The sequence below is a fragment of the Flavobacterium quisquiliarum genome (genome assembly GCF_019308285.1).
In the GTDB taxonomy this organism is placed as follows: domain Bacteria; phylum Bacteroidota; class Bacteroidia; order Flavobacteriales; family Flavobacteriaceae; genus Flavobacterium; species Flavobacterium quisquiliarum.
In genome coordinates this window covers 138801-165296 of sequence record NZ_WWEM01000019.1, presented here as the reverse complement: position 1 = coordinate 165296, position 26496 = coordinate 138801, and the positions used below count along the sequence as shown (strand labels likewise).

At 32.2% G+C, this 26496-nt stretch carries 22 protein-coding genes and 1 pseudogene; all 23 read right to left on the bottom strand.

Annotated elements, in window-relative coordinates:
• Positions 1-563 precede the first annotated feature (563 nt).
• The 23 genes and pseudogenes from GSY47_RS08230 to GSY47_RS08120 all read right to left on the bottom strand — a co-directional run bounded on the left by GSY47_RS08230 (position 564) and on the right by GSY47_RS08120 (position 26298).
• Positions 564-926: a hypothetical protein gene (locus GSY47_RS08230; protein WP_179002803.1), complete on the bottom strand. Its 363-nt coding sequence runs from the start codon at positions 924-926 to the stop codon at positions 564-566.
• A gap of 139 nt (positions 927-1065) precedes the next feature.
• Positions 1066-1284 (bottom strand): hypothetical protein, encoded by a 219-nt coding sequence (locus tag GSY47_RS08225; protein ID WP_179002802.1) that lies wholly within the window; start codon positions 1282-1284, stop codon positions 1066-1068.
• A gap of 183 nt (positions 1285-1467) precedes the next feature.
• Entirely contained in the window at positions 1468-1863 is a 396-nt protein-coding gene (locus tag GSY47_RS08220; RefSeq protein WP_179002801.1) for a hypothetical protein, read from the bottom strand.
• A gap of 143 nt (positions 1864-2006) precedes the next feature.
• A complete protein-coding gene (locus tag GSY47_RS08215) occupies positions 2007-2354 on the bottom strand; it encodes a hypothetical protein (protein ID WP_179002800.1) in 348 nt (115 codons plus the stop codon).
• A gap of 139 nt (positions 2355-2493) precedes the next feature.
• The gene (locus tag GSY47_RS08210; protein WP_179002799.1) at positions 2494-2988 is read right to left on the bottom strand and encodes a hypothetical protein; all 495 of its coding nucleotides are present in this window, start codon (positions 2986-2988) and stop codon (positions 2494-2496) included.
• 153 nt (positions 2989-3141) lie between these two features.
• Positions 3142-3405, bottom strand: a complete 264-nt coding sequence (locus tag GSY47_RS08205) for a colicin immunity domain-containing protein (protein ID WP_179002798.1) — start codon at positions 3403-3405, stop codon at positions 3142-3144.
• Between the two features lie 208 nt (positions 3406-3613).
• Positions 3614-3937, bottom strand: a complete 324-nt coding sequence (locus GSY47_RS08200; RefSeq protein WP_179002797.1) for a hypothetical protein — start codon at positions 3935-3937, stop codon at positions 3614-3616.
• Between the two features lie 708 nt (positions 3938-4645).
• Complete coding sequence (locus GSY47_RS08195) at positions 4646-4993, bottom strand: hypothetical protein (RefSeq protein WP_179002796.1); 348 nt, start codon at positions 4991-4993, stop codon at positions 4646-4648.
• A 243-nt stretch (positions 4994-5236) separates the two neighbouring features.
• Positions 5237-5569 (bottom strand): barstar family protein, encoded by a 333-nt coding sequence (locus GSY47_RS08190; RefSeq protein ID WP_179002795.1) that lies wholly within the window; start codon positions 5567-5569, stop codon positions 5237-5239.
• Between the two features lie 284 nt (positions 5570-5853).
• Positions 5854-10926 carry a DUF4132 domain-containing protein gene (locus GSY47_RS08185; RefSeq protein ID WP_219071230.1) on the bottom strand — a complete coding sequence of 1691 codons (5073 nt, stop codon included), beginning with the start codon at positions 10924-10926 and terminating at the stop codon, positions 5854-5856.
• Between the two features lie 137 nt (positions 10927-11063).
• The gene (locus GSY47_RS08180) at positions 11064-11498 is read right to left on the bottom strand and encodes a hypothetical protein (RefSeq protein WP_179002793.1); all 435 of its coding nucleotides are present in this window, start codon (positions 11496-11498) and stop codon (positions 11064-11066) included.
• Positions 11499-11829: 331 nt separating this feature from the next.
• Entirely contained in the window at positions 11830-12864 is a 1035-nt protein-coding gene (locus tag GSY47_RS08175) for an outer membrane protein assembly factor BamD (protein ID WP_179002792.1), read from the bottom strand.
• Positions 12865-12876: 12 nt separating this feature from the next.
• On the bottom strand, positions 12877-14217 hold the full coding sequence (locus GSY47_RS08170) for a hypothetical protein (protein WP_179002791.1): 1341 nt from the start codon (positions 14215-14217) through the stop codon (positions 12877-12879).
• A 451-nt stretch (positions 14218-14668) separates the two neighbouring features.
• Positions 14669-15292, bottom strand: coding sequence for a putative polyvalent protein kinase domain-containing protein (locus tag GSY47_RS08165; RefSeq protein ID WP_179002790.1), 624 nt, complete (start codon positions 15290-15292; stop codon positions 14669-14671).
• An 88-nt stretch (positions 15293-15380) separates the two neighbouring features.
• Positions 15381-18122 (bottom strand): TrlF family AAA-like ATPase, encoded by a 2742-nt coding sequence (locus GSY47_RS08160; RefSeq protein WP_246611288.1) that lies wholly within the window; start codon positions 18120-18122, stop codon positions 15381-15383.
• Between the two features lie 231 nt (positions 18123-18353).
• Positions 18354-19150: pseudogene (locus tag GSY47_RS08155) on the bottom strand (TatD family hydrolase).
• Between the two features lie 213 nt (positions 19151-19363).
• Entirely contained in the window at positions 19364-20263 is a 900-nt protein-coding gene (locus GSY47_RS08150; protein WP_179002789.1) for a phosphatase domain-containing protein, read from the bottom strand.
• 102 nt (positions 20264-20365) lie between these two features.
• The gene (locus GSY47_RS08145; protein WP_179002788.1) at positions 20366-21550 is read right to left on the bottom strand and encodes a hypothetical protein; all 1185 of its coding nucleotides are present in this window, start codon (positions 21548-21550) and stop codon (positions 20366-20368) included.
• Between the two features lie 3 nt (positions 21551-21553).
• Complete coding sequence (locus GSY47_RS08140; protein WP_179002787.1) at positions 21554-22831, bottom strand: methyltransferase domain-containing protein; 1278 nt, start codon at positions 22829-22831, stop codon at positions 21554-21556.
• A 289-nt stretch (positions 22832-23120) separates the two neighbouring features.
• Positions 23121-24137, bottom strand: coding sequence for a T4 RnlA family RNA ligase (locus tag GSY47_RS08135; RefSeq protein ID WP_179002786.1), 1017 nt, complete (start codon positions 24135-24137; stop codon positions 23121-23123).
• Positions 24137-24919 (bottom strand): hypothetical protein, encoded by a 783-nt coding sequence (locus tag GSY47_RS08130; RefSeq protein WP_179002785.1) that lies wholly within the window; start codon positions 24917-24919, stop codon positions 24137-24139. The genes GSY47_RS08135 and GSY47_RS08130 overlap by 1 nt, the downstream gene beginning before the upstream one ends.
• Positions 24920-24922: 3 nt before the next feature.
• On the bottom strand, positions 24923-25693 hold the full coding sequence (locus GSY47_RS08125) for a hypothetical protein (RefSeq protein ID WP_219071229.1): 771 nt from the start codon (positions 25691-25693) through the stop codon (positions 24923-24925).
• Positions 25694-25758: 65 nt separating this feature from the next.
• The gene (locus GSY47_RS08120) at positions 25759-26298 is read right to left on the bottom strand and encodes a hypothetical protein (RefSeq protein WP_179002783.1); all 540 of its coding nucleotides are present in this window, start codon (positions 26296-26298) and stop codon (positions 25759-25761) included.
• Positions 26299-26496 lie beyond the last annotated feature (198 nt).

The following is a 26496-nucleotide window of genomic DNA, read 5'->3' as shown; positions in this document are numbered from 1 at the left end:
TCTTTAAAAAGTTCGTCTGCATTTGTTTTTATTCCGTCTCTGTATTTTGCAGGTATTTTACTTCCGCAACGTTCAAACCATTCATTAAATACGGTTTTCCATTCTTGTACTTTATCTATTTTGATTAATAAATTTGCATCAACCGTATACTTTTTAGCAAGTATTACTAACATATCTGCTATTGCTAAGTTAATTCTGTTTCGGGCATTTCTTCAAGGGTATGAATTATTTGCTTGTGTTCGTCTGCTTCGTACCAGATGTTTAATTGTTCTATAAGGTTCATTGTTGTTTGATTATTTCGGTTACATCGTTTACTTTGAATTGTTTGTTTCTAATTTGTTTAAGCGTTTATTGTTGACTTTTTTATCAGAAAGTTTACTAAATAAACAGCTTTCTCCCTGCCGGCAAAAGCATCCTGTTGTGTACTTAAAAAACCGTTAATGATATGCAATAACTTTATTATCAGGTAAAAATATTAAAATCAAAAAATGGAAACAGCTTTTAAAAGTCATCACTTTATCAAAATAAGTTTTAATAATGGGAAAGAATTTACAGAAGAAGTGTTAATGCAGTTTCTTTTTATAAGTAGTATCAACAGCAATCGTATACTCTAAAACACCTTTGGGCAATTGAATGGTTTTTGTATAAAGTTTTGGTATTCCATAAAAGCCAATGTTAATTACATTTCCCGAATTTTTAGTTACAGTGGCAATGTTGGTAGCAACGCATATCGTATCAACAATGTTTCCTTTGGTTATTGTAATGTAATCTGGCGTTTCGGCATAAGCAGAAGAGTGATTAAAATGCTCAACTGTAGCATTGCCTATTTTGAAGGAACTTAGTACAGTTTTATCTGGTGTCATGTTAGGAACACAGCCACTCAAAAAAATGAATAGCAATACTAAAAGTAAAGTACTTTGCTTCATATTTTATTATTTGTTTGTATAATAGTCTTTTATTTTTTGAACGTTTGTTTTTTAAGAACCTTTGTGGAGTGGGGCGTTGGCTCAGACTATAAGTCGTCGCTATCAGTCACTTCAAACTTTATTTTTTTTTGTAAAAGTTCTATAAATTTTTTTTTTCACTTCTTGAAAACTCAGATGAGAACTGTATTTCACAATCACTTATATTATTTGGCTCAAAGAAAAACCATATCCATTTATTGTTAAAACTCAAAAGCAGTTCATTTGGTTGAAGCTCTTTTGTAAAAAAAGATGCAAATAAAGTAATGAGTTCCTTTTTATCAATATTTCTATTTAGTGTTATGGAAGTGCTTTTTGACATGTTCTTATTATTTAATTAATGCAACAGCTCCCCAAAGCCTTCCCGAACAAGTAACTGTTATTTTTTAGCATGCACAGCAATTGCTTAATTTTTGAAGGTTTGTTTTTTAAGAACATTAGTAGAGTGGAGGCTCTTTTAAAAACCTTAATTATGCTTAAAATGAATACATGTTTTCTGCGGAAATTAGCTTTCTTCCCAATGTGATTCATTAAAATTTATCACAGTGTTATTAAAGAAATCGTATAAAATTTCTACTATTGTTCCTAAATGGATAAGATTACGATTTCTTATTTCAGTATAATGTCCAAAGTAATAATAAACAAATACTTCTTCTTTGGTTACTTTGCGATTATATACTACAAAGTTAGACCCGCCATTTAGGTTGTTTACGTATTCTAAAAAGATGCCTTCGGGATAACCTAATCCAATATTTAAATAAACATTTTCCCCTCTATCAATTACTAAAATTTCTTTTTTGTCCGAAAAAAATAACTCATTATGTTTATTCAGCAAAAAGGAAACAAACTTTACTGCCCTATCAATTTCAATATTATTGTTTTCGCCAACCTCAATCTTCATGTTGTTTATATTTTTTATATTGATTTCCTGCTTCCCAAAGTCTTCCCGAACAAGCAACTGTTATTTTTTAGCATGCACAACAATCGTTTAATTTTTGAAGGTTTATTTTTTAAAGAATGCTTTGTGAAGCGGGAGATTTACTTTTACATAAATTCTACTAAAAGACCTTTTGAACTCACATACAATGGGCTTTTTATATCTTCTGCATGTATTTTGAATAACTGAAATCCTTGTTCTATATCAAAATTCAAGTTTATCGTTCTTTGCTCTTGTATATCTGGTATTTCGAAAACTATCGTTTGTGTATCAGTTTTCCATTCGTACAAAATTTGCATAAAAAACACATCCATAAAAGTAATAACAATATCATGTCTATCACTAAAACTAGTTTTTCCACCAATACGTAAATTCCCTTTTAGTTCAATAATTTCAAAATCACACCACTGATTATTTTTTAAAAAATTATTTATTTTATCAATTTCTTCTTGCATATTTCTTTCTTAAATCTTGTAATATTTTGACAACAGCCCGCTCCCCGAAGTCTTCCCGAACAAGCAACTATTATTTTTAGCATGCACAGCAATCGCTTAATTTTTGAAGGTTTATTTAAAGAACACTTTGCGGGGCGGGTTATTTTTCTTCGTGATCGAATGGGTGTTCTATTATCGAGATTTTAGTTATATCGTTAAGCTGAATAATGACTTCAATTTTTGCATCCGACATACAAATCAGTTTGTTATCTATAATTTTTGCACTTACTATCGGGTTCGAAAATGTAAAAAATATCCCCCAGATCAAGTCGCCATTTTCGTCTGTATGTGCTACAAATCCGTCGCTTCCCATACCTCCATCGCCAAATACTATTTTTCCATTTCCGTAATTTATTTCACCATCAAAAATGTCAACACATACCCAAGCATCACCTCCATATTTTTCTACGCTTTCTATTGTTGTATCGCACAAGGGAGACCAATATCGTTTGCTTGTATTATTTTCAGTATCTGTTAGCAGGTAAGTGTTTGCGATAATAATATCGCCGTTAGCAAATGATATACCGTCTATTAACGGTAGAAATCCTTCTTTCCATTTGCTTTGTATGTAATTTGTTTTGTTGTTTATTGACATCTCTTATTTTTATATTGTTGTTTATTGATAGAATATCTCAACTGCACCGCTCCTCAAAGTCTTCTCCAAACAAGCAACTATTATTTTTTAGCATGCACAGCAATCGCTTAATTTTTGAAGGTTTGTTTTTTAATGAATGTTTTGTAGAGTTTATTATTCTTGTAACAAGGAAAATGCTTTTTCTGCCGACTTTCGGATATCATCTTCGTTTAAGTCCCTATCTTCTCTCAAACTGCTATCAATACAAAACATGTCAAGGTCTCCAAATAAAGAATCCAATATCAAATAATATCTTTCAGGAATATCATTTTCTTCATCTTTAAACATTTTTAGAAATAATGCCTCAAAAGCAAAAATGTCTATTTCATTTTTGATAAACTGGCTTATTAGAGCACGGTATTTTTCTATATTTTCCATAATTTATTGCATTGCTTCTTTCTGTTTCTCTACATAGTTTTCTAATAATGCCTGCTCCCCAAAATCTTTCCCGCACAAGCAACTATTATTTTTTAGCATGCACAGCAATCCCTTAATTTTTGATTGCTCTGGTTTGTGGCACAGTTTGCAAAACTGCGCTAACTTTTAAGAGAAGATTTAGCACATATCTAGGACGTCGGCTCACTAATTACCAATTTGAAACTTCGCCGTCTTCATCATTCACAGTAATAATGGTTCGCTCCCGAATCCAAGTCAAAAATTCTTTTATAGTATTTTCTATACTGGGTGGATGTGATGATATTTCAAGTAAAATAAAATCTGATGTAAAAATTATACGAACGTCATACAACCATCTCCTAGGTTCTTCTCTGTTTTCAAAACCCAGCAACCAATATTCATTAGTTTTTTCCATGACAAACGTTTCAAGTTGTTTTATCTTATCTATGATTAATCCTGAATGAATCTTCATCCATTCCTTATTCAATGCATTAATATAAAATTCTGCTGACATGTTTTTAGTTCTTTTGTAATTACAATTCCACTTTATAAAAGCACGTAATCTGCAAGATTACTTTAAAGCTCCCCGCTACCGCACGAAATGAAATTCGGCGGAGCCAATCCTTTCGTGAGGTATGTTTCAACTTAGTTCCTCAGGGTTATAAAAATTTACAATTACTACTCATTTTATATATTAATTCTTTATAAAAAAACAGACTTTGAGTAGCATACTGCCACACGAAAGGAATCGTGCAGAGCCTGTCCAATACCTTTTTTATAAATGTTGTCATTTTGAACTATTCTAATTTTTTATCTAAAAAGCAAAATCTGATAAAAATGTAAAAAGAAAAACACAAAAACAGCTTTTAAAAGCCATAATTGTGTTGAAATAAGTTTTTTATATAAAATAATTTATGCCCTAAGAAACAGGGAATTGACAAAGTAATGCTATGTTATCTGTTTACGAAAAGTTTATTAGACCTGACAGGTTTTAAAAAACCTGTCAGGTCTAATCAAATATCTAATTACGCATACGTCTTATCAATCTGACTCAAAATAGTCGGATCCTGAATTTCATTGTCTTTGGCAAACAACAAAACCCGATAGCGCATTTACTATCCGTGCTCGTTCCAATTGGCAAATCTTACTTAATTCTCATAGGTTTTTTTCTCTCTTTGTCGATATACTTTACGGGCACGAATTGCAAATCCGCGCGATCGGGTTAGGGATTACTAATTGCTTCTACAACAAGTTCTCTTATTTTTTCCAGACAAATGACATTGCTTTTTAAAGTAGGATAATTTTCAATATCAAAACCTTTTATTTCATGACCATTCCATTTGCCTTCTACTATAAAAGGAGTTAAAATTCTTTGTTTTTCAAAAGGATTCGGATGTATCTTTTTCCCTTCAGTTAACTGAGTTGCAAATCCTATAATAAAAAATTCTATTGAAGTAAAATCAAATTGAATATCATCATCAACTTGCGTGTTATTTAAAACAGTCATATTATTTATTTCACTTTTTAATCTTTCTATTATTTCGTCAGAGGCAACAGTACTTTTTTTCATATATCAATGTTTTTTTTAAAACTGATTGGCATTAAATTATTTTATTTCTTCATAATCATTTGGCAATATGAAAAATCTTAATTGTTTTGATGCCATAAAAAATATTTAATTATCAATCCCCCAAATTTTCCCAAACAAGCAACTGTTATTTTTTAGCATGCACAGCAATCGCTTAATTTTTTAATGTTTGTTTTTTTTAAGAATGCTTTGTAGAGCTCATGGGCATGATTACTCGTCTAAATCTTAAAGAGGGCATAATAACAAACTTGGTTTATTACCCCATGATATTTCTCTTTTATTTACGGACTCAATTGCAACTAAAAGATGATTAATTAATAGCTCTTTCTTGTACGGTAGATTTTTACATTCTAAAATTAGTATTTCATCTTTTCCCAAAGTAAAATCACACATTGTTTCGCCAATTTCTCCGACTTCTCTTAAATCAGACCAACAATCAATCAACGCATTAACATTCCCACCATAAAAACTGGGAAATCCAAATTTTTCTTTTATAGCTTTGTGCATCTGTTGCAAATCATCTATACTTGAAAAGTCAATTTCTATCTTCTTAATCATATTTACTATTTAAAATTTAACGCCAACCTAAACAACTATTTTTTTAGAATGTTTATTTTTAAAGAATGCTTTGGAGAACGAAATCTAATAAAAGTGTAAAAAGAAAAACACAAAAACAGCTTTTAAAAGCCATAATTGTGTTGAAATAAGTTTTTTGTATAAAATAATTTATGCCCTAAGAAACAGGGAATTGACAAAGTAATGCTGTACTAACTGTTTACGAAAAGTTTATTAAGACCTAACAGGTTTCAAAAACCTGTTAGGTCTATCTAAATATTACAATCTTAAGCATACGTCTTATCAATCTGACTCAAAACAGTTGGATCCTGAATTTCATTGTCTTTGGCAAACAATAAAACTTTAGACATAACCTCAGCCGATTTTGGATCGTCGTCTGCGAATGGCAGGAACAAACGTCCTCTGTGTTGCGAATGAATTGGCAATATTGATAAATATTTACCTGGAACCTGATGTACAACAGCACTTCCTAAATGAACGCTGTATTCTGCCAATTGTCCTTTTATGATGGCGTGGTTTCCGGTAATTTCTACATTCTTGATTTTGAATAAACGCAATGTTTCTCTCAATAAAACCGCTCTCATTTCGATAGAAGAATGACTCGCTTCCGGATCAACACCGCCAACATGTGCAACGCTTACTACTAAATCAATATCGCGCATTACTTCTGAGAAAATCCTTGGATTGATATCTTCAAAAGGAACGTTTTTATAATCCTTTAGAGAATGAAATTCAATCGTTTCCAAAGTCGGACTTTCTACATCGGCTGGCGAAAACCAATCTGCCAAAGCATACATTTTTACCTGATAGCCTTCTTTATGGAAAACTTTCTGCAAACCTTCTTCATAATCTACTTTCCAGCCTCTTCCTTTTAATAATGCCAAAGTCTGATTTGGCTGAACCTGATGTCCGGCGTAACGTCTTGAAATTGATTTTTCTTTTAACTCGTCTGGCGTTGGTACATATAATTCTCTGAAAATCTGTTTAAACGGCTGTTGTAGTTTATTATCAAAACAGTATTTCTGAAAATCTGTCCAAACATTATTTTTATGCAAATCAAAACAGTGTGCGATTCTAAAAGTCTGTTTTTCGTTTAACGAAATCATTTCTCCTAAAGCCGTTACCAGATTTCCATCTACATAAAAACCAATTTGATCTTTGTTGGAAATAAAAACCAGTTTTTCTAAATGTTTCGAAATAATAGGATGTTCGAACAGATTCTGCATTTCTGCGAACAAAAACTCATCTCCGCGAATCATACTTTCTTCCAAACCTTTTCGCGAACGTGTCCATTGCTCGCGCATCGTTTTACGGTAATTCGTCAGTTCGAGAATTCCTTTGTCTTTTTTGTATTTCGGCGGAATCGATTTTAATTCTTTATCTCCTTTAAAAGTAACCAAATCGGCTTTTCCTTCTTTATTGATGACCAAACTTATCGTTACATCATCTAACTTAACTTCCGTTTCTTTAGATAAAATATTCTGAATTTGTTTGGTTTCCATTGCCCAAGTCAAGCGAACAGGATCCGGATAACCCGCATTTCTGGCTAAGTTTTCCAAAGCCACACGAATTGCCAAAGCTTCGCTCGCCTGTTTCATCGAACCAAACTCTTTGCTTTCTTTTTTAAACTGCTGTAAATATTCGTAACGTGCCAAAATATCTTTCTCCGGACTTGCTTTGCTCAAAGGCACCAAACCGTAAACACGCAAATAATCCTGATCGCGTTTGTCTTTTACTTTTGCGGTAACTTCCCTGATTTTCAAATCGCCTGTAATCGTGTCTGCATACAAACGCGCGCGTCTGTGTCCGTTTCCGTCGGTTACATATTTAGCCGATTCGTACAGCATTTCCCATTTGGCTTTGCCTAATTTTTTATAGGCCGAAACGAACCAATCTTTATCAACTGCTCCGTCTTTAAAATCCTGTAAATCGATAGAAGAGAATTTCGCCATTTCGCTTTCCAATTCGGAATTTACAGCGCTGTAACTTGCTGTTTTAGTGTGCGCATGAAACCACCAGATTCCTTCATCCAGACCTTTCCAGTCTAAATAATTGCTGATAAACTTTTGCCATTGCGGAGCATAAATAGCAGTCTGAATCAATCTTTCTTCTGAGATTTTGGCTTTTTTAACGGCTTCATTAAAAATTTGCTGTGTATCTGATTCTAACGGATAACATCTTTTCAGTAAATAACTGAATAGTTTTTGTTTCGTCAATTCGGTATAACTCCACGAATAAATATAGCCTTTGTACAAACTTGCTTTTCCAAGCGCTGTAAGCATTTCGACCAAACGATTAATGCCATAAATTTTCTGAAAACTCTGCACCAAAGGCGTAACCGAAGTATTTGAATCGCCTCTTTTGACTTCGATATCCAAAAATGTTTCGCGGATTTTATCAATCATCGGAACAAGGAATGAGAACGTTTTAAGCAATTCTTCGCTTCCGTAATGTCTGTAATGTTTGCTTTCGCTGGTTAAAACCGAAATTCTTTCCGGTTCCAAAATACCTTCGTACAATTCGCCTTCGGTAATTAATTTTTGTTCAAAAGCGGTACAATATAAATGAATTGGCGGTTTGCAGTACGAAATGTTTCTTTCCAATCCGTTGAGTTGTCGCCATCTGTAGAGATTCCAGACTTTGTTTTCCTGTTCCGTAGTTAAATCGGCTAAACTGATTTTATTCAAATAAATATCAAAAAAGCCCTGATTCTGCCAGCCATTTCCACTATCCGAATTGTAATAATATTGGTCTTTTCCCGGTTTGTATTCAAACTCCAAAACAGACTGCGGAAGATCTGCATACAAAGTCGTACAAGCATCAATCAAGAAATCTGTTTCTTCTTTAAAAGCATATTTTAGCTTTAAAGCATTCAAAATATTCAAAATCGCATTGTCCCAATCGTAACCTCTTTTGTTGGGATGCGGTAATAATTCTTTATAATAAAAAATATGTTTTTCAAGAAAATCACGCCAGACTTTTCGGTCGCAATTGCTTACCAGCGTTATTAAAAACAAATCTCTTTCGTCTAATCCTGAATCCTGAAACCAGCCTGACCAAACCTCATATAAAGGATAATTTTTAGCCAAAGCTTCCTTGTCTTTTTCATCTTTCAGATTTTTTAATGTTCTGAAAGTATTTCCAAGCAAAACCGTTTGTTTACTGTTATCGTAGTTTTCGATTTCGTATTCATAATTTCGGTTTTCTTCAAATAATTGATACAGTTTCGAAATTTCATTTTTAATATGAGACATCGATTTTGAAAAACCATATTGCTGTGCTTTTACCGCTTTTGAATACAAAGAATCCGAAGCCGGTTTTGGCAATTCATAAGCTGAGACATGATTTGGCGTAAAGAAACCGTAACCATTTTCGGCGCTTAGAATATTTTTCTTTTGCGACGGTTCTAACTGCTGGATAAATTTGGTTTCTTTTTCGGTAATTTTTGGTCTTGCCGAATACGCTTTTACCCAATCGTTTACTTTATCGGTCAGTTTATTGTTGTTCTGCAACTGCAACATAATATCCAAAGCCGACATACGTTGTTCCATATCGCCTTTTTCTAGAATCGCATCTACAAAAGTGGTAATATTTTGCTCTTCCTGTTTCAGTAAAATCGACGTTAGGTTTTTCTTCAAATTGGAATTTTTACGTTTGTACAATTCCTGAAAAATTCCCAATTCGTCAGCTGTAAGCGTCAGATTGTTCAAGGTAGAAATTGCCGAAGCTACAAGCGATTCTCCCCTGTCTTTCAGGATTCTTAAAGCAAAACTTCTTTGGAAATCTGTTGGTGCTTTTTTCTCCTTTCCTTCATTACTTTTAAAACTGTAAAACGAATAACAGTAATAATCGCCCAGAATTTGGCGTGTCAGTTTTTCTCTTAAATTAATAGAAAAACTTTCGAACTGATTTAAAATAAGTTCCAATCTATCGTTGTGATCGCCAATTAAATTGATCGCCGACGAGTACAAAGTATCTTTTTCGAACTTCGCATTCAGCCATGAAAATACTTTTCCTTCAAAAGTTTTTTCTTTTACGGTTATCGTTTGTGCAAGATTGTAGACTTTATTGAAGAAATCCGGATAATCGGCATTTTCGATATAATATTTCGATTTGGTATTGGCATCCAAAAGTGCGTTCATTCTTGGAACGGCAAATGCCAAAACCTGAAGATTTTCGTCGTCTAAAGCTTTAAAATAAAGTGGCATTTCGATATACGGATCGTGTGTTTCTCCGGCAAATTTCAGCGCCAGACATTTCTTTTCTACCGAACCTTTTTCTACTAATTCATGCAGAAACGGAACGGTTTTCTCAACATCTAAAACGCCCTGAACCCAAAGCGCCATATAGGCTTCGTTATTATTTTTACTGCGAATGCCTGTCGGAATGGTTTCTTGATTCGAAAAATAACCGTACGCCAAATCCAGAATATTGCGAACCGTAGTTTCTTTTTCAGCATCCCAGCCCAAACCTGTCCACGTGTCGATTGCCCTTACCACCGATGAAAAACGGCTCAGTTTATTGTCGATAATCACTTTGATCATGTATTGCAAAGCGCCGATACTGGTTTCATCCAACGCTTCTAAAACCACCTGACGAAGTCCTTCCTGACGCTGTGCCGAAAGCAATAACTTTTCTACCAGTTCCCAGTTTTCTTTTTTCTCACTGTTTAAAAGCGCTTTGATGATATTTCGGGAAACTTTTCCCTGTGGGTCTTTATTGAAAATAATATCTTCAAACAGCTGATACAGATTCGCCTTATTCAAATCAAGTGCCGATGACCAAATCATGAATTGGTTGCCCGAATTTGAAATCTCCGTATCATAACGAATCTGATCTTCGATACTCAAATTATAATAAACCGTTTTCGAGTCCTGGTAATGGTATTTACTGGCTCCGTTTAACAACGAACGCAGAAAATTAACCTGATTGACCAGCAGATATTTTTTATGATTTGGCGCTCTAAAAGAGCGTCTGGAATACCCCGTTTGATACATTTTTTGCGGAAGTCTGTTCCATGCCTCTTTTACATAAACCGCATTTTCTTCTCCAAAAAAGAAAACCAAAAGATCGTAATAATTTTTATCGTCCCAAATGTTCTCCTTTATCAGCGCTGTAAACTTTTCGGCCTGTTTAGAACCCAGCGAAATATAATTGCTGTAATAATTGTCGTCCAGTTTAAGAAACTCCAAACCAAACTCAGCGACTTCTTTTTTGAGTTTTGATCCGGAAAATAATTTCGTAACCAGATTACTGTTTACAATTTCTTCCAATTCTTTCTTGAACCTCTTAATCGGATTCTCGATTGCTTTACTTTTTAATAAATCTTCAATTGTCATGTTTTTTTTATTTTAGATTTTAGTCCCGAAGCCTCGGGATAGATTTTAGATTGTTTCACATTGTCCTCCTGAGCGAAGTCGAAGGATTTACCCAACAGATGTTTGGAATTTGGAATTTAAAAAATTGGAATTTTCAACTACCAGTAGCTTCCCGCCAAAAAGGTCAATCTGATAAAAGTGATGGATTTGTTTTTGGATAAATCGATTTCCTCGGTTAAAGTTTCGAGCTGATCGTCGCCGTAGAAAACAGCGTACAAACCGTCTTCGAAAGCTACAATGGCATTTTCCTGCGCTTTGGCCAAATCAACTTTGTTGTGGTTGTAAAGTGCGCCAAAACCAACTTTTCCCGTATCGGTTAAAATGGGAAGGTAATTTTCTTTTGGAAGATGGATTTTGTCTTCGTCCTCAAACTCAAAAGAAGAAGAATGGAATAATTGTACCTGATACTCTACAATCGATTCGATTAGTTTTTGGGTCGTAATAACAGGATTTTCGATATCTAGAGCGATACTCTTTTCCTGAAGTATTGGATGTTTTTTCCCTAATTGTTTAACTGAGATGCTTATATTCATCTTTAATCGGCTTTTATTTTGAGGTGGTAATGTAAGAATTTTAAATCAGTTTATTCTTAAAATAATGTCTTTTAAATGTTAAAAAATCTCAGAATTAAAAGTACGATTTGATACTAAAAAAATACCCTGCAAATTGGTATTTGCAGGGTTTGGGTTTTTATTTGAAACCTGATGTTACTGATATATGCTAACTTTACGATAGCGCGGATTGCAATCCGTGCCTACAACAATTTGACACAATAAAGATCATTAAAACAAAATACAAACCAATCTTTGCGGGCACGGATTGCAAATCCGCGCTATCGGGTTTTTATTGGGATAAATTGCTTTGCTAAAATTTAGATGTAGTTGTTTCAGTTTTTTCTTCCTTTTTAGGAAAATAATCTAGTAAAAATTTGTATGCTTCCATAATTCTTTTTTCGTAGTTTCCTTCTTTATACTCTACAGCGCTTGTATTAAAATTTGTTGAGATAAAATCATAACCAGTTGGTTGATACAATGTATTCTCAAATACACTTAATTGTTTTGATTTTTTATTATCAAATGCTACTGAAGATGGTACCAAAATCATCGCATCAAAATCTTTTTGCGCATTTTTTTCTCTACTGTATATCTCCTTTGGATCTAATCGGTCTTCATTTTTTCTGTATGATATGTATCCAATTAGACGTTTTTTATCGCCATCATATTCAAAGAGTCCATCTGTCAGTAACTGTGCAACAGTTAACCCTGCATCATATTTCACGTTAAATTTGCTTAACCATAATTTACTTAAATCTAAATATATGGTTTGTCCTTTGCTATAATATAAATTAGATCCTCCATAATTTGTATGAAAGAGGGCTTTAGAAATGATACATAAAAAATTTTCATTTAATGATATTTCTCGTTCAATTTTGATTATTTTATCATCATTATAAGGATACTCGGGAAATTTCTTAAAACATTCATTTAAAAAATTAACTGCGTCTTGTGGTGTGCGGTCTTTTTGATAAGCAAGTTCCTCTGTTTTTCTTTTAAAATATGCCTGTATCTCTAAAATTTCTTTATATTTTTCAGGAGGATATGTGGTTTTATTAGTTATTTTAAAGAATTCACTGCAGAGATTGCTTAATTCGAGATTCTCTTTGTAATTGTCAGGTTCATTCTTAAACGAACTTTTTAAATAAAGATAAAGTACTTTAGGAGTCCATTTGTCCATTTTTTGATAAAGGGTCTTCGATTTTGCTATGGCCTCATTGTAATTGGAGTTATTATAAGCATCTTCTGCCTGCTGGTAAAGGATTTTTGCATCGGCATCACTTAGCTGGGCATTAATACAAACGCAGTATAGTAATAATAATGTGCTTAAAATTGTTTTTTTCATGTTGTCTATAGTTTAATTGTTCCAGAAATCTTTATCTGTTTTTTGGGTAGTTGTGGTTTCATTTATAGCTAAAAAACTATTGTCAATGTTGGCAGTTGGATCTGCATTTTTAATTTGATTCAGCGCATTATTTACTTCGGTTTTGTTAATAAAAAAACCTAAAATATATTTTTCGCCTATTACATAACCATTGGAATTGGTATAGCTGACATCTGTAAATTTAATTTTGTTTAACATGTCATTTTTAAACATCCATGTATTATCGCTGTATTTGTTTAGGGTGTATGTTCTAACAGTAAGTTTAAAAGTTTCAGGATTTCTGTCATAAGTTATATAGTAAACTTGGTTTACATTATTGGGGATTTCAGATGTTTTTCTATTTATCATGTATTTTCCAATACATTTTTTATCCATGTCACTTTGGGTTTTATAAGTATAATTTGCGTCATCTATTTGAAGCTGTGTTACTTCTTCATTTTCTTTAGCTTCTCTGGTTTCTCGTTCAGCAGTTTCTCGCTGTTTTTGTTCTTCCTGAATTCTTTTTCTTTCTTCACGTTCTTCTCTCTCGGCTCGTTTTTGTTCTGCATTTTGCATAAAGAGATTGCCTAATTGCTGTATTCCGTCTGTAACAGCATCAGCATTACGACGGTTATTTTGTACTTGTGTGTTGTAGTTGTTTAAGATGGCGTTTGTGGCATTGTAGTTAGAACTATTACTGTTGCTATTATTGTTATTGTACGTACTGCTGGTAGAATATCCTGCAGAAGAGTTGCTGTTGGTAGCGGGTTTGTTTGCGGTACTGGCTGTACTGTAAGTTGTTTTTGTACTGTTGGAAGAAGAGCCAGAAGCACTGCTTTGCTGTTTTGAAGCATTATATTCGGCAATTGTTTTATTGTTAATATAAGTTTCGTTAATGCCTTTTTCTTTGTCGTAAACAATTCTGTAATAATCATTGCCTTTGTGGTAGCTTACTTCGACCCTGACAACTTCTGTAACAGATTTGAACGTATGCCAGTTGCCTTGGTTGATGTATCTGCTATTTGCACTAATTTCATTAGAAGCCGTACTATAATCGCCTTTAATGGCTGTACCGTCGCATTGTATACCGCTTAGCGTTAAGGAGATGCTTACCGGAAAAGGAAAAGTGTGTTCAAGAGCAATTTTTGGCCAGCCACAAATGCTAGATGAACTGCATTTCGAGAATTGAACGACATAATAAATAGTGCCTTCACTATTGTAAATGGCTCTGGCAGGATTGCTCCATGACATATTACAGCCATTATCTTGTGCATGTACTATTTGACCTGCAACACAAAGCAGACCAAATAAAAAGTTTGATAATTTTTGTTTCATTGAAAAGAAAGTTAAGTTAGCAGTTGATATATCATTAAAAAAAGTCTTCTCAAAAAACGAGAATGACAACCATCGATTTGTCTAAACAAAAAGTTTTAAGATCTAGTTTTTGGTTAGCGTATGGGTTTGTAAAGGATACAAACAAAAAGGTCTGCAGTGCAAAAAAAGAAAATATTTCAAGCTACAGACCATTTTTTATTCCAAAATGAACTATATAAAAATATAGTAAACGTAAATTCAAAATATCCTGTAAAAGTTTTAATTGTATCAGTATAAGTTTTTATGAATCGAAATACTTGAATTTGTATTACTGAATAATCGTTATGAAGTGATTTTAATCCAAAAAACAAAAGCCACTTCTTTTAGAAATGACTTTTGTTTTTTTATTGTGGGAAGGGATTGCAAATCTGCGTTATCCGTTAAACGAAATATTTAATAAAATTGGGTTTATTTATAAATAAAATTGTTCTGTGATGTAGAAAACGGTGTCGATAAATTTTAAAGTTCCGTCTTGGGTCAATACATTTTCATCATGTAAATCTTCTAAAATGATTCCAAGTTCTGGATGAAAGTAATCATTATTTCTTTTATTAATAAAACCTGAGTTTTCTAGAAATAATTTTACATTAATTAATTCCGTTTTTTCAGTGGCAATTACAAAGTTTTGTTCTACAACTGCGTATAAACCGTTTTCATTTTTATAAAAACCCAAAAGTTCATAAGCAGTATCAGGGAAGAAATAATTATTTAAAAGTAGGTTATTAAAGTAATCTTCCCAAGATGCGTAATAAATACTATCATTTAGTTTGAGAACTTTTCGTTCATCTTTAAGATAAACTAACTGCTCTGCTCCACTAGAGAAAAAATTTTCAATATTAATATCCGTAATCCAAAGTGAATTTACAGTTGCAAATTCCTCAATTAAGGCTTTTTCTTGTTTTTTGAAGTCGATTCCTTTTTCAGCCAAAGAGCCTGTTCCTTTGCCATTTTTAAGGTAACTGGTGGTTGCTTGGATATTTGCTCCATGCTTAACTTGGCTCTTTCCTGAAATGATATTTTGTAGTTCATGTTTCATGAAGTTTATAATGCAAATGTAAGGAAATTTAATTGTGTGATTTACTTTCTGAAATTACATAAAAAAATAAGATTTCATATAGACTATATTAAAATCCATATTTTTTTTCTCTTTTTTTGAATGCTTCTTTTCCTCCCTCAACTATATCTGCAATATGTTCTCTAATTCCCATACTTTTTAAAATATCAGTTTCTTTTAATACTTTTTCAAAAGTATTTTCAATTGAACCATTTATTAAATCAAATTTAAACTTACTTGAAGTATCAATTTCATTCTGTCCCTTCTGATTTGCTATAATTACATTTTCAGCATCTGAATTAACAACTATATTTGCGTTATGAGTAACAATGATAATTTGTCTTTCTAATTTTTTATTCTTTAAATAAGAAACTAAATCTAGGGTTATTGATCTATTATCTAAATTATCTTCAGGTTGGTCAATTAAAATGGGGGCTTTAGATTTACTTAAACCAATTATTAGCATTAAAATCACAAAACTCGCTTTTCCTGTAGACATTTCTCCTAGTTTATCATCTCTATAAGTTATTTTCCAATAATCAAAGAAATAATCCTCAAGTAATTCTTTTATGGCTTGCATTTTACCATACTTTGCCAAAATAAAATAATCTCCATTAATTATGTCAATAAATATTTTTTCAATTTCTCCAATAATATCGTTAAAATTTGTTGGCGAAGTAGCTTTATTAGTTTCCTTTAAAATAGTATAGTTATTATATGATGCTTTTCTACCATCACTAACTTCATATAAGTTTTTAGCAAATTTCGGGAAATTAAATTGTGCTATTCCATCTATTTTTAAACCATCTCCCTCCAACTCTAAAGTTCTATGCTTTAGTTCATTTATAATATTATTATATTCATCAAAATTTTCTTTAAATAGTTTAAATATATCCTTTCGACAATTTTCAATTAGTGCTTTTTTATCTAATATAGCCTTATTTAATAAAGCAATATCTGCCAATAGTTTTTTATCATCAATAATTGATTGATTTAAAATTTCAATCTGTTTTTTCAATTTTTCATTTTGCTGGTATGGCTCTAATTCTTTTGTTAAAACTCCTCTTTCCTCATTAATTGAAATCAAATTATTTTTTAAAAGATTTTCATTTTTAAAAGTTCTCTTCCCTGTTTCATCAGTTTGAACTTCAATTTCTTCAAATATTTTTGAGATATTTAAATATATATCATCAATAAATGACAATTTATTGATATAGTATTGTTTGCTATTTTCTGTTTTAATTTTTTCTACAAATTCTTTCTTCTTTTCTAATATTTCATTTGAAAGCTTTTTTAAATCAGATAAACCAGAATTAATATTAGCAAAATCATCGTTAAAATTATTTTTACGTACAGTGTTAAATTCAAGCTTACTTTGAATTTCTTTATACTTTAAAATCTGCTCGTCACTTAATCCGGATTCTTTATTTAATTTTTCTACATTTTCAGTATTAGATTTAATATTTTTCTCAAGAACTTCTTTATTTGACTTAGTTTTCAACTCAGATTCACTCTTCGCTACCTCTTCTAAAAGTTCAAAATATCTATTTAGTAAATCATCTCTCTCTTTATCATTTTGTTTTACATTTCTAATAAATTGATCATACTTCTCTTTTGAATCTTGATCTTCGTTAATCAAATCACGAACTAATTTGTTTAAGGATTTTCCTTTTTTATTTATGTCTGGCTCAGCTAATTTTACCAAATAATTTTGTGGAATATATTTAATATCTGGAATAATCGAATTCTCTTCTGAATTACGAAACATTTCTTGCGAAATTCCTGCATTAGTTGTAATTTCAAAATTGAAATCAGAATCGATTGATTTTAAATTATATTTTTCTTCTAAATTTTCATTTTTTAAAATAGTATCATCAACTAATAATGTCTTTGCAATAGAATAAAGAAAAATTGATTTTCCTGAAGACTTTCCGCCTATTATAACATTTAAATTTGGGTTTAAATAAATTTCATTATCGGTAAAAACTTTATTCGATGAGATAAATTTAACTTTATTTATAATTACTTTATCTTCCTTAAAATCTGGTTTGTCATTTTGTATTTTGACTCTTTGTTCTGGCTCATAGCATATCTGTTTTAATCCTTCAAAAGTTGGATTAGCTTTTATCCAAAGATTTTGTTTCACAATATAATCCGTAATCTTATGGTTATCCGAACAAATTATCATTGGTAATTTAAATCCTAAATTAGGAAATACTATATTATTATAACTTGTTTGATCAACTTCTTTTCCTAATTCAAAAATATCTATATATCCCTTTACTAAACCAACTTTTTGAGCTATCTTATCAGGTAATGAATTCGTTATATTTTCAAAAGTATTAGCTTTAGTACCGGCATGTACTGAAACTAGTCCTCCTAGCTCATGAATCAGTTTAGAGGTTTCCTTAAAATCACATTGAATATTGGCATCTCCACCAATAGCTTGTATATCTGTTTGAGTTATCTTACATGTGGATTGTAATTTTATCCATATATCTGTTAATTCCTGTTTATTTAGTTTCTCTGAAAAAATACCAATGTAATGAATAGATTCACTTCCTCCCAATTCAGCTCTAAATTCTATTCCGGGTAAAACAGTTATATTTTTATTTTTTCCAATATTTTGAAGATCAATAATTTTTTCCACGTCAATTAAATGATGGTCAGTAATTGCGATTACCGAAATATTATTGTTTTCTAATATTTCAATAATTTTTTCATTAGTTATTGACTTATCTTGATAATCATAAGAAGATGGAGTATGAAAATGCAAATCCCATTTTCTCCATTCTGAACCTCTATTACTCATAATTGTCTTATTTTTATTTATAAAATTTGATGCTAATTAGAATTAAATATCAAATGTGGCATAAATTTTAATTACTTCTTTACGGTTTTCCATAATCCGTACAGTTGTAAAATTTTGCTTCTTGTCAAATATATACAAACAAAAAGCCTTCAAACCAAGTACAAACACCTGATTTAAAAGCCAACAAATAAATACCTAACAGGTTTCTAAAACCTGTTAGGAAAACAAAACCTAAATCCCAAAAAAGCTTTTAGAATTCCTACTCGTTTCCTCCGCAACTTTAGCCAAAGTAATTCCTTTAAACTGTGCGATGGTTCCGGCAACATAGGGCAGAAAAGCAGGTTCGCAACGACGTTCGTGGTATTTCTTCAAGACACTGTTCGGGACATTTTTAGGAAGCATAAACGGCGCATCGGTTTCAATCATCATTCGGTCGAGCGGTACGTACTGAATGACTTCTTTTAAATGGCTGAAACGCTTGGCATCTGAAATCGCTCCCGTAAAACCCAGATAAAATCCGTTATCGAGATAGGTTTTTGCTTCCTGCAAAGTTCCCGTAAAACAATGCACAACGGCTTTTGGCAATTGCGGTAAATAGTCTTTGTACTATTCATAAAAGAATTAAAAGCGCTTCTTTCGTGCAAAAACAACGGTTTCTGAACTTCGATCGCCAATTCTAATTGGGCTTTATAACATTCTTCCTGTTTGTTTCGGGGCGAAAAGTCACGATCAAAATCGAGTCCGCATTCGCCGACAGAAACTACGTGTTTCAGTTGTAATAATTTCTTGAGTTTCGAAATACTCTGCGCATCGAAGCTCTTCGCATCATGCGGATGTATTCCTGCCGTAGCGTACAACACGCCCGGATACTGTCTCGCAATCTTTGCAGATTCTTCGCTGTTTCGTACGCTGGTGCCTGTGAGTATCATTTGCGATACATCGGCGTCGAGCGCGTCTTGTACGACATCGTCTATGTCGTTTTGGAATTGTTTGTTGGTTAAATTAATTCCGATATCTATGTAATTCATGTTTTTTGTTTTTTGCCACTAAGGCACTAGGACACAAAGTTTTTTATTCTTTGTGTTGGTTATTATTTTTTTAAGTAGCTAAGGTTCTGAGAGGCTAAGATTCTAAGTCTTTTCTCTCTGTCGTCTTAAATTATTTTTTAAGCGTAATATTTGTCATAAATGACAAACGTTGCCTCAAATTCTTCGCGAACTTTGCGGTTAAAAACCTTAAGATTAAAAATCTCCGTAATAAACTTGAAAACAAGGCAATTTTAAGTCATTTCTCCAGGTATCCACTACTTGATTTCTGTCGTCTAATACAAATTCTACAAAGTATTTATCTTTGATCGATTCGTTATAGATTTCGGTTTTGATGATCGAATCTTTTCGGCTGTCTTTGGTTTTACGCATGATTAGGTCGTCGTATTCGATTTCGTGTTTTTTAAGGAAACGCAAGGTTGGTTCTTTGTATCGGTCTTCTCTTCCTGAAACCAAAAGTATTTGATATCCTATTTTTTTGTAATTCTTCAACACATTCGCCACCGGATTGTTGAGCTCGTCTTCATCACATTTGCTGGCATCAAAAGGATTTCTTCCGTTCATTAGCGCAAGCGTTCCGTCAAGATCACAAATAATCGCTTTTGGCAAATCTGGGTTTTGAGCGCAATACTCCAAGTTTTTTTCTACTTTTTTTATCGGACTAAAATCAAACTTTTCTTTGGTTTTCTGCAATTGGTAATACATGTTTTCGATTACCTTTTTTGGCACTTTTCGGTCTCTTTTGTTATTTCGGCTAAAAAGTTCTTCCAATGGCAAATCAAACATTTTGAATTCGATATTGGCCATTTCTGAAAATTCAGTAACCGGCTGTTTTAGGTATTCTGCTTTAACGTTACAAGTATCCAGAATTACATTCCATCCATTTGAAAGCAGGGTTTTGGTCTGCACATTTATAATTTTCGAAATCATATTTTCAACCGATGGATCCATCACTTCCTGAAATTGAGAAAACCTGATTTCATCACGACTAATTCGCATGGTTTTGGCTTCAGTTCTCACTTTCCATTCTGCAAACGTACTTTTTCCTGATGCCGGACAACCGACTAATATCGTTAATGTTGGTATCTTTTTCATTTTATTTTTTTTAAGTCGTAAAGTCCAAAGTCTAAAGTCATAAAGTTGATTACAAAGTTAATATTGGCAATGTCTTTTGACTTGCGACTTTACGACTAAATTTTACAATCTTGGATCTAATGTTTTTTCTATTTCTTCATTATTGATTCTCTTCAAAAGAAGCAAACGCATTAAATAGTTTTCTTCTCCTAAATCTTTATAAGGAATCTGAAGCATTTTCTGGTTGATTTCCCAGCCGTTTATAGACTGTTCCAGCTTCTTTTTTACGTTTCTTTTATCCAAATAATAATCAAAATCCTGATGGAAATTCACTCCGTAAATCATCGTCAGGTAATTGTTATTTCTGACTTTAAAACACGGTGGCAAACCTTTAATGTAGTTCTGAACCGGTTTAATCATGATTCCTTCTTCGTTTGCTTCCGTCAGTTTTTCGAAAAAAGCATACATTTCTTTTAGCTTTTCTTCTTTATTGGAAGCTGTAATTTCCAAATGCAAAAACGGATCATCGTTAATCAATTTGTAAGTCAGATTGCTGTTTGGTACTATTTCCTCGCCCGAAATTTTTACTTCTTTTAAAATCGTAAACGGTTTAAAACAGATTTCCCCTTCTGTTCCAAAAGTATCAATCTGATTTTTGAACACGTTTAATGACTCTTGCTGTTTATTCAAATCCGGAATTTTTAATACCTGCAAAGCATCATACTGACGGATAATATGCATTTTATGCCTGCCTGCAAATTCCTTTCTGGAAAGTTGTTTTTTATCTGAAACATAAGCTGTAAAGTCCTGATCGTTTTTGACACTACTTAATTTTTCAATCAATCCCGAATCTTTTAAATAAGAATTGTGTGTCTGCAAAGCCTCATAATAACCTATAAATTCTTTTTCGATTAATCCGGCTCCCAAAACTTTCCATGGCAACAATTCAGAGGCAATCAAAAGGATTTCGAATTCAGGGAAATCAATTAGCATTTTGGCATGTAAATCTTTCAGGCTATCAATCGCTTTTTCAATGTCAATATGATCTATTTTGTGGCCATTTCTCGAAACGAAATAGGTTTCTTCAATATTTCTTTTTAGATAAATGGTGCAGTACGAACCCATGTATTTCTTTTGAACTACAAATTCGTTAACACCGTTTTCCATATAATACTGAATCGCTGTTTCGATGCTTTCAATCTCATTTCTTTCTTTATTTTTTGGCGCAGGCGAAATGGTTGGCGAAAAATCATTGATTTTATTTTGGCAAAACCACTCTATTCTGTTTCTTACTTTATAGTCTAACATTTTTTACTTTTTTTGAATGATTACAGCGCTTGTTGGGTAAACTCCTTTTACACAATCTCCTACTCCATGAAATGTTTTCGGATTTGGAAAAATTTCATTTATAAACGTTACAAAGGCTGCATTTGATAATTCGAAATCATGATCGTCGTGTCGAAATTCTTCAGTCAATTCGTAATTTACATTAAAAGCCTTGTCTGGCGTTGTAACAAACAATTGGGTAAAATTTGTATTGTCTCTAATCCAGATCAACAACTCTTTTGCATCTTCAACCGAATTGTGTTCAATCACTTCACTTAAAATAATTTGTCCTTCAAAACCTTTAAGTTCTTCCAGATTTTCTGTCCAGATTAAATTGTCTGTTCTTTCTGATTCCTGAATTTTATCGGCAATGTGCTTAAAATCAACTTCGTCATACGCATAATAATCCGCTGTAAATCCTTTTTTATGAAGCATTTTGTAATACTGCAATTCGCCACAGCCAAAGTCTAAAACAGCTTCATCAAAATTAATTTTACCACAGATAAATTCTTTTCTGGACTGATGCGTGTCTGTAAATCCAAACTGAACTTCGTTATCAAAATAGGCTTCCAACTGCGGTTTAAATTTCTCAAACTGTACTGGAGAACGCATAATTCTTTTTATGAAAAGATAAAAAACAAAGTACGGAACACCGGTAAGATTCGTAAACATGGTTATATGCTTTTGAATAAAATAATCATCAATGAAGGTGTACACCGCATATTTGTTGGTAAAATGGGTAAATAATGCCACCAACGAAAACTTCTGCATGGCCTCTCTTACCGTAGATCCTTCGATTTTTAATTCGAAATTGTTTCCTATTTTATGAACCAGCGTAATTCCGTCTATGTATTTTGACAAAAGGTATTTTTCGTTTTTATACCAGTTGGAATCTATAAAAAAAGTTGGAACCTCTATTGTACATTTCGCTGTATCCACTTCATCATAGTTTTTCTCTAACCATGGAATCACTGTTTCGTCTAAAACTTTATTTTCTTTATACAAATGATTGAAAAACTCCGTCATCATGTTCAATGCCAATAACGGACTGCAATAGCTTTGAAAATCAATTTGATTTCCTTCTTCCGGCAGATAGCTGTTTTTACCGTCCAGAAAAACACAGTGATATTCGTTTTCAGCGATTACATTTCCAATTACGATTCCGTTTTTCAATTCCTTCAAATAAAGCCCCTGGTCTGTATTTGGGTTTTTATAAAGAATATCTAAAAAGTATTTATTATCTGATTTAAGTTTAATAATCATGGTTTTTTGTTTTGTTTGACAAATATAGTTTTGTCACTGCGCAGTTATTTTGCGCAGTTTGAAATTAATTTTTAAAAAGTGCACACGATGTGCAAATTTTTATATTGATACTTCTCAAAGTCCGCCTAATTAGACGCGGATTTTACAGATTCGCTAAAGCGAAGACACGGATAAAAACGGTTTTTTTAATAATTTAAACAGAAAATCAGTTTTAATCCGCGTTTTTACGAAGTGAATCCGTTTTATCCGCGTCCAATTTTTAGTCTGTTTAGACAACAGTCATATTTTTTTATTCTTCTTCTCTATTAAAAGGTTTTTCAAACTTCGGACGAATCATTTTCCAGATGGTTTCTGAATAATCTCTCTCGTCCAGCATTCCAAATAAAACATTTGGATATTGACAGGTTAGGAAATAAAAAGCGGTTTCTTTTCGGGATTCTAAAACTTTGAAATCCAATTTGCATTGCTCTTCAATCGCTTTAAATTCTTTTTCCAAATCGGCTTTTGTCTGCTTAACCCAGCTGAAAAATTCATCAGGAACACGTTCCAGAATTTCTTCCATTGATTGCTTTGTTTTTAAATATTCCCAGATATTCAAATTCGAAACCTGAGTAATAATTCGGTGCAAACGCAGGTATTCGTCAAATTTAATTTTTACACGGAAATTGTTTGCATATTTGATAATGAAACCTTCTTTGTTGGCCAATTCCATTTCTTTTAAAGTCTCAATATCTTTAATTCCGTGGTATTTTTCAACAACAGGAAAACCAATATCTTCCAACGGAAATTCTTCTGCTGAATTGGTATCAATAATCGCCAGCAAAACCAACTCTTCTGATGCTCCGTAATCTAAAACAATACGGTTTTCAGGATAAATAATTTCGAACAAATAGGTTTTGGTTTTATCCAAAAGCGACCATGAATCTTTATATTTTCCGTGAAGCATTTCATTTGCTTTATCTGACTGTTCGCTGGCAAAAGAGCCTCTGCTGGCCATAAAAGGAACATTTTCTATCCAGTATAAAATACCCAACGAGCCGTCCATTTTATCGTAAACTTCAAAAGGGGATTCTGGAAGAACCTGATTTTCTATTTCGCCTAAGTTGAAAAACTTTGGAAAAGGTCTTGCCACAACATTTAAATCTTTATCTAAAATAAGACCACGACAAGCAATGGTAATTTCGTTCCAAACTCTCTCAAATTGGGCATTTTGAGTATAATTATAAATGTACAAATCGTGTTCAGGGTGTTTGTTTACCCTTACATAGTTTGCCGAAATCATTTCTTTTAAAAGTGTTGTATTCATTAGTTCTTTCCTTTGAACAAAGATTCAAAAGCTACTGCGCAGTTATTTTGCGTAGTTAAAATTGTTTTCTTCTTATATCTATATTCAAACGTCTTTTTCATGTTTAAACTTCTTGTTTTCAGTAATTCAACGAAATATAAAAGTCCTTTTTGTAAATCGTTTAAATTGACGTTTTCTTCCCTGAAAAGATATTTTCGCAATTCTGGAAAATGTTCTGCAATTTGATTTTTAGTGTACAGTTCTTTGTTTTCCTGAAGCGCCATGCATTGTCCTAACTGAAAAGCGATTGACTTTATAATGTCATTGTTATTTTTTCCTTTTCCGAAAGAAATAATTTTAGTTAAATCGAGTTTTTCCAGAACATTAATTTTTTCAGAGAGATTACCTTTTAAAGCATTTTTTACCAAAACTCGGTACTCGGTTTTGCTTACAAAAGACAAAATTATTCGGGTGCTTCTTAAAAATTTCAAATCTACATCACGCACCAAAAGTTTTACAATTTGATTCTCTTGTTTTTGTTTATGAAAATCATACGTATAAAATAAGGCGTTATTCAACTCGTCGGTAGTGCCTTTGTAAACTTCTGTTAAGTGTCCGTTTTTACAAACGGCAAGATTGGCATTGATTACTTTTTCAGGAAAAAATGAAACTATTGATTGACTTAATTCTTTTGATAAAGCCAGTTTTCCTACAATCGTTTCTGGTATTTTTTCAATAAAGAAAACCAAATCGACATCGAGCGAATTTTCAGATCCGAATATTTGATAAATTGATGGTTTCATTTTTTAATATTTTTCGTTTAGCATATCGATGCATTCATCATTACAAGTCAGAAAACCATTTACTGATTGAAACTCTCCAAAATTGCTAGTCAGTTTTAGCCAATAATGAACATATTGTTGTAAAATTTCTTTTTCTTTTACAGTGATTGTTTTTCTATAAATAAAAGCTTCCAAATCACTAAAATGGCTGACAAATTTCTTTTTAGTATATATTTCTATATCATTTTCAATGAGTGCAATATTTTGTCCTATGTAAAAAGCAATGATTTTCCAAATATCAATATCATCAGTATTCTTTTGATTAAATTCTGAAATAGAAACAAAATCTATATTCCTGAGAGCTTCCAATTTCAGATTAAAATCATGAATTCCTTTTAAGATTGGTCGAATCTTAGTTCTGTATTCAGTTCTCGTCAGCATAGTCAAAACGGTACGTACAGCTTTATAAATAGCTAATGTTTTATTTCTAACATGTTTTTCTTTTACCAGCAATTCATGATTTTGTTCATGTAGAGAATACGTTTGCAACAATGCATTATTAAGAGAATCAATCCATGATTTTGTATAAATGGTATCTGAAATTTTTCCATTTTCAATCACAGCTAATGTTGCATTCCAATTCAGATCATACTCTTTCAAAAGCGCCAATACCTTATTTTTTCTGTCCTCCTGCTTTTCAGGCATGTCTTCTTTTGAGATAATAATGATTACATCCTGATCTGTAGAATCGTCGGAACCATAGAAATAATAAGGATATGGCAAATTAGGTTTCATTATAAATTATTTTTAATTGGTAATGTAAAGGTTATGATCTGGTACGCAGTTATTTTGCGTAGATTTTAAAATCGTAAAAGTTCATATTTCAAATATTCCCTCAAATTATATCCAAACATAATAATATCGGCACCCCAGACAGAAATAACTGGCGATAGATATTTATCTTCAAAAACCACGAGAACACGATGATGATGCATTGGTATGTATCCTACTATTTTTGAAACATCAAAACCAGCCTCGGTTAAAACACTTTCCGCTTCAATTTTATTATCATTAAGCTCCTCAATGATCCATCTCGATTTTTCATAATCTTCAGGATATTGATAAAAGAAATGATCCTCAGAATATTCTATATCTGACTCATCCTCCGGATTAATTGAAATGGTTGGTCTATCTAAATTAGAAAAAAGCAAAAGCATTTCTCTATATTCCCAGGGAAAATCAAATCCAAATAATATTTGCAATTGATCAATTTCTTTTCTGCTGATACCGTTTACAAGTTTGCTATCAGGTTGAATTTGAAATCCGTAAATGTCATTGTAAAGTTTTATTTTTTGAAGCCTCTTTTCTATTTTATATTTAAGGTCTTTGATTGTCATCATCTTTCTATTTTTTAACCTGAGTTCGATTATTATATGCTTTTAATTTACTTATTTTCAAACGTTTATATTACAGCGTTTTCCTGCAAGGTCTTTTTTTGACCTTGTAGGTATTGTTCTCTTGATATCCAGATACCTACAAGGTTTTAAAAACCTTGCAGGAACTAAAAAAATATTTTAAATCAACCAATTAATAATCGA

What these genes read in the sequence shown, in the direction of transcription:
- GSY47_RS08230 (WP_179002803.1), bottom strand. Translation starts at nt 926, where the DNA reads ATGAAGCAAAGTACTTTACTTTTAGTATTGCTATTCATTTTTTTGAGT.
- GSY47_RS08225 (WP_179002802.1), bottom strand. Translation starts at nt 1,284, where the DNA reads ATGTCAAAAAGCACTTCCATAACACTAAATAGAAATATTGATAAAAAG.
- GSY47_RS08220 (WP_179002801.1), bottom strand. Translation starts at nt 1,863, where the DNA reads ATGAAGATTGAGGTTGGCGAAAACAATAATATTGAAATTGATAGGGCA.
- GSY47_RS08215 (WP_179002800.1), bottom strand. Translation starts at nt 2,354, where the DNA reads ATGCAAGAAGAAATTGATAAAATAAATAATTTTTTAAAAAATAATCAG.
- GSY47_RS08210 (WP_179002799.1), bottom strand. Translation starts at nt 2,988, where the DNA reads ATGTCAATAAACAACAAAACAAATTACATACAAAGCAAATGGAAAGAA.
- GSY47_RS08205 (WP_179002798.1), bottom strand. Translation starts at nt 3,405, where the DNA reads ATGGAAAATATAGAAAAATACCGTGCTCTAATAAGCCAGTTTATCAAA.
- GSY47_RS08200 (WP_179002797.1), bottom strand. Translation starts at nt 3,937, where the DNA reads ATGTCAGCAGAATTTTATATTAATGCATTGAATAAGGAATGGATGAAG.
- GSY47_RS08195 (WP_179002796.1), bottom strand. Translation starts at nt 4,993, where the DNA reads ATGAAAAAAAGTACTGTTGCCTCTGACGAAATAATAGAAAGATTAAAA.
- GSY47_RS08190 (WP_179002795.1), bottom strand. Translation starts at nt 5,569, where the DNA reads ATGATTAAGAAGATAGAAATTGACTTTTCAAGTATAGATGATTTGCAA.
- GSY47_RS08185 (WP_219071230.1), bottom strand. Translation starts at nt 10,926, where the DNA reads ATGACAATTGAAGATTTATTAAAAAGTAAAGCAATCGAGAATCCGATT.
- GSY47_RS08180 (WP_179002793.1), bottom strand. Translation starts at nt 11,498, where the DNA reads ATGAATATAAGCATCTCAGTTAAACAATTAGGGAAAAAACATCCAATA.
- GSY47_RS08175 (WP_179002792.1), bottom strand. Translation starts at nt 12,864, where the DNA reads ATGAAAAAAACAATTTTAAGCACATTATTATTACTATACTGCGTTTGT.
- GSY47_RS08170 (WP_179002791.1), bottom strand. Translation starts at nt 14,217, where the DNA reads ATGAAACAAAAATTATCAAACTTTTTATTTGGTCTGCTTTGTGTTGCA.
- GSY47_RS08165 (WP_179002790.1), bottom strand. Translation starts at nt 15,292, where the DNA reads ATGAAACATGAACTACAAAATATCATTTCAGGAAAGAGCCAAGTTAAG.
- GSY47_RS08160 (WP_246611288.1), bottom strand. Translation starts at nt 18,122, where the DNA reads ATGAGTAATAGAGGTTCAGAATGGAGAAAATGGGATTTGCATTTTCAT.
- GSY47_RS08150 (WP_179002789.1), bottom strand. Translation starts at nt 20,263, where the DNA reads ATGAAAAAGATACCAACATTAACGATATTAGTCGGTTGTCCGGCATCA.
- GSY47_RS08145 (WP_179002788.1), bottom strand. Translation starts at nt 21,550, where the DNA reads ATGTTAGACTATAAAGTAAGAAACAGAATAGAGTGGTTTTGCCAAAAT.
- GSY47_RS08140 (WP_179002787.1), bottom strand. Translation starts at nt 22,831, where the DNA reads ATGATTATTAAACTTAAATCAGATAATAAATACTTTTTAGATATTCTT.
- GSY47_RS08135 (WP_179002786.1), bottom strand. Translation starts at nt 24,137, where the DNA reads ATGAATACAACACTTTTAAAAGAAATGATTTCGGCAAACTATGTAAGG.
- GSY47_RS08130 (WP_179002785.1), bottom strand. Translation starts at nt 24,919, where the DNA reads ATGAAACCATCAATTTATCAAATATTCGGATCTGAAAATTCGCTCGAT.
- GSY47_RS08125 (WP_219071229.1), bottom strand. Translation starts at nt 25,693, where the DNA reads ATGAAACCTAATTTGCCATATCCTTATTATTTCTATGGTTCCGACGAT.
- GSY47_RS08120 (WP_179002783.1), bottom strand. Translation starts at nt 26,298, where the DNA reads ATGATGACAATCAAAGACCTTAAATATAAAATAGAAAAGAGGCTTCAA.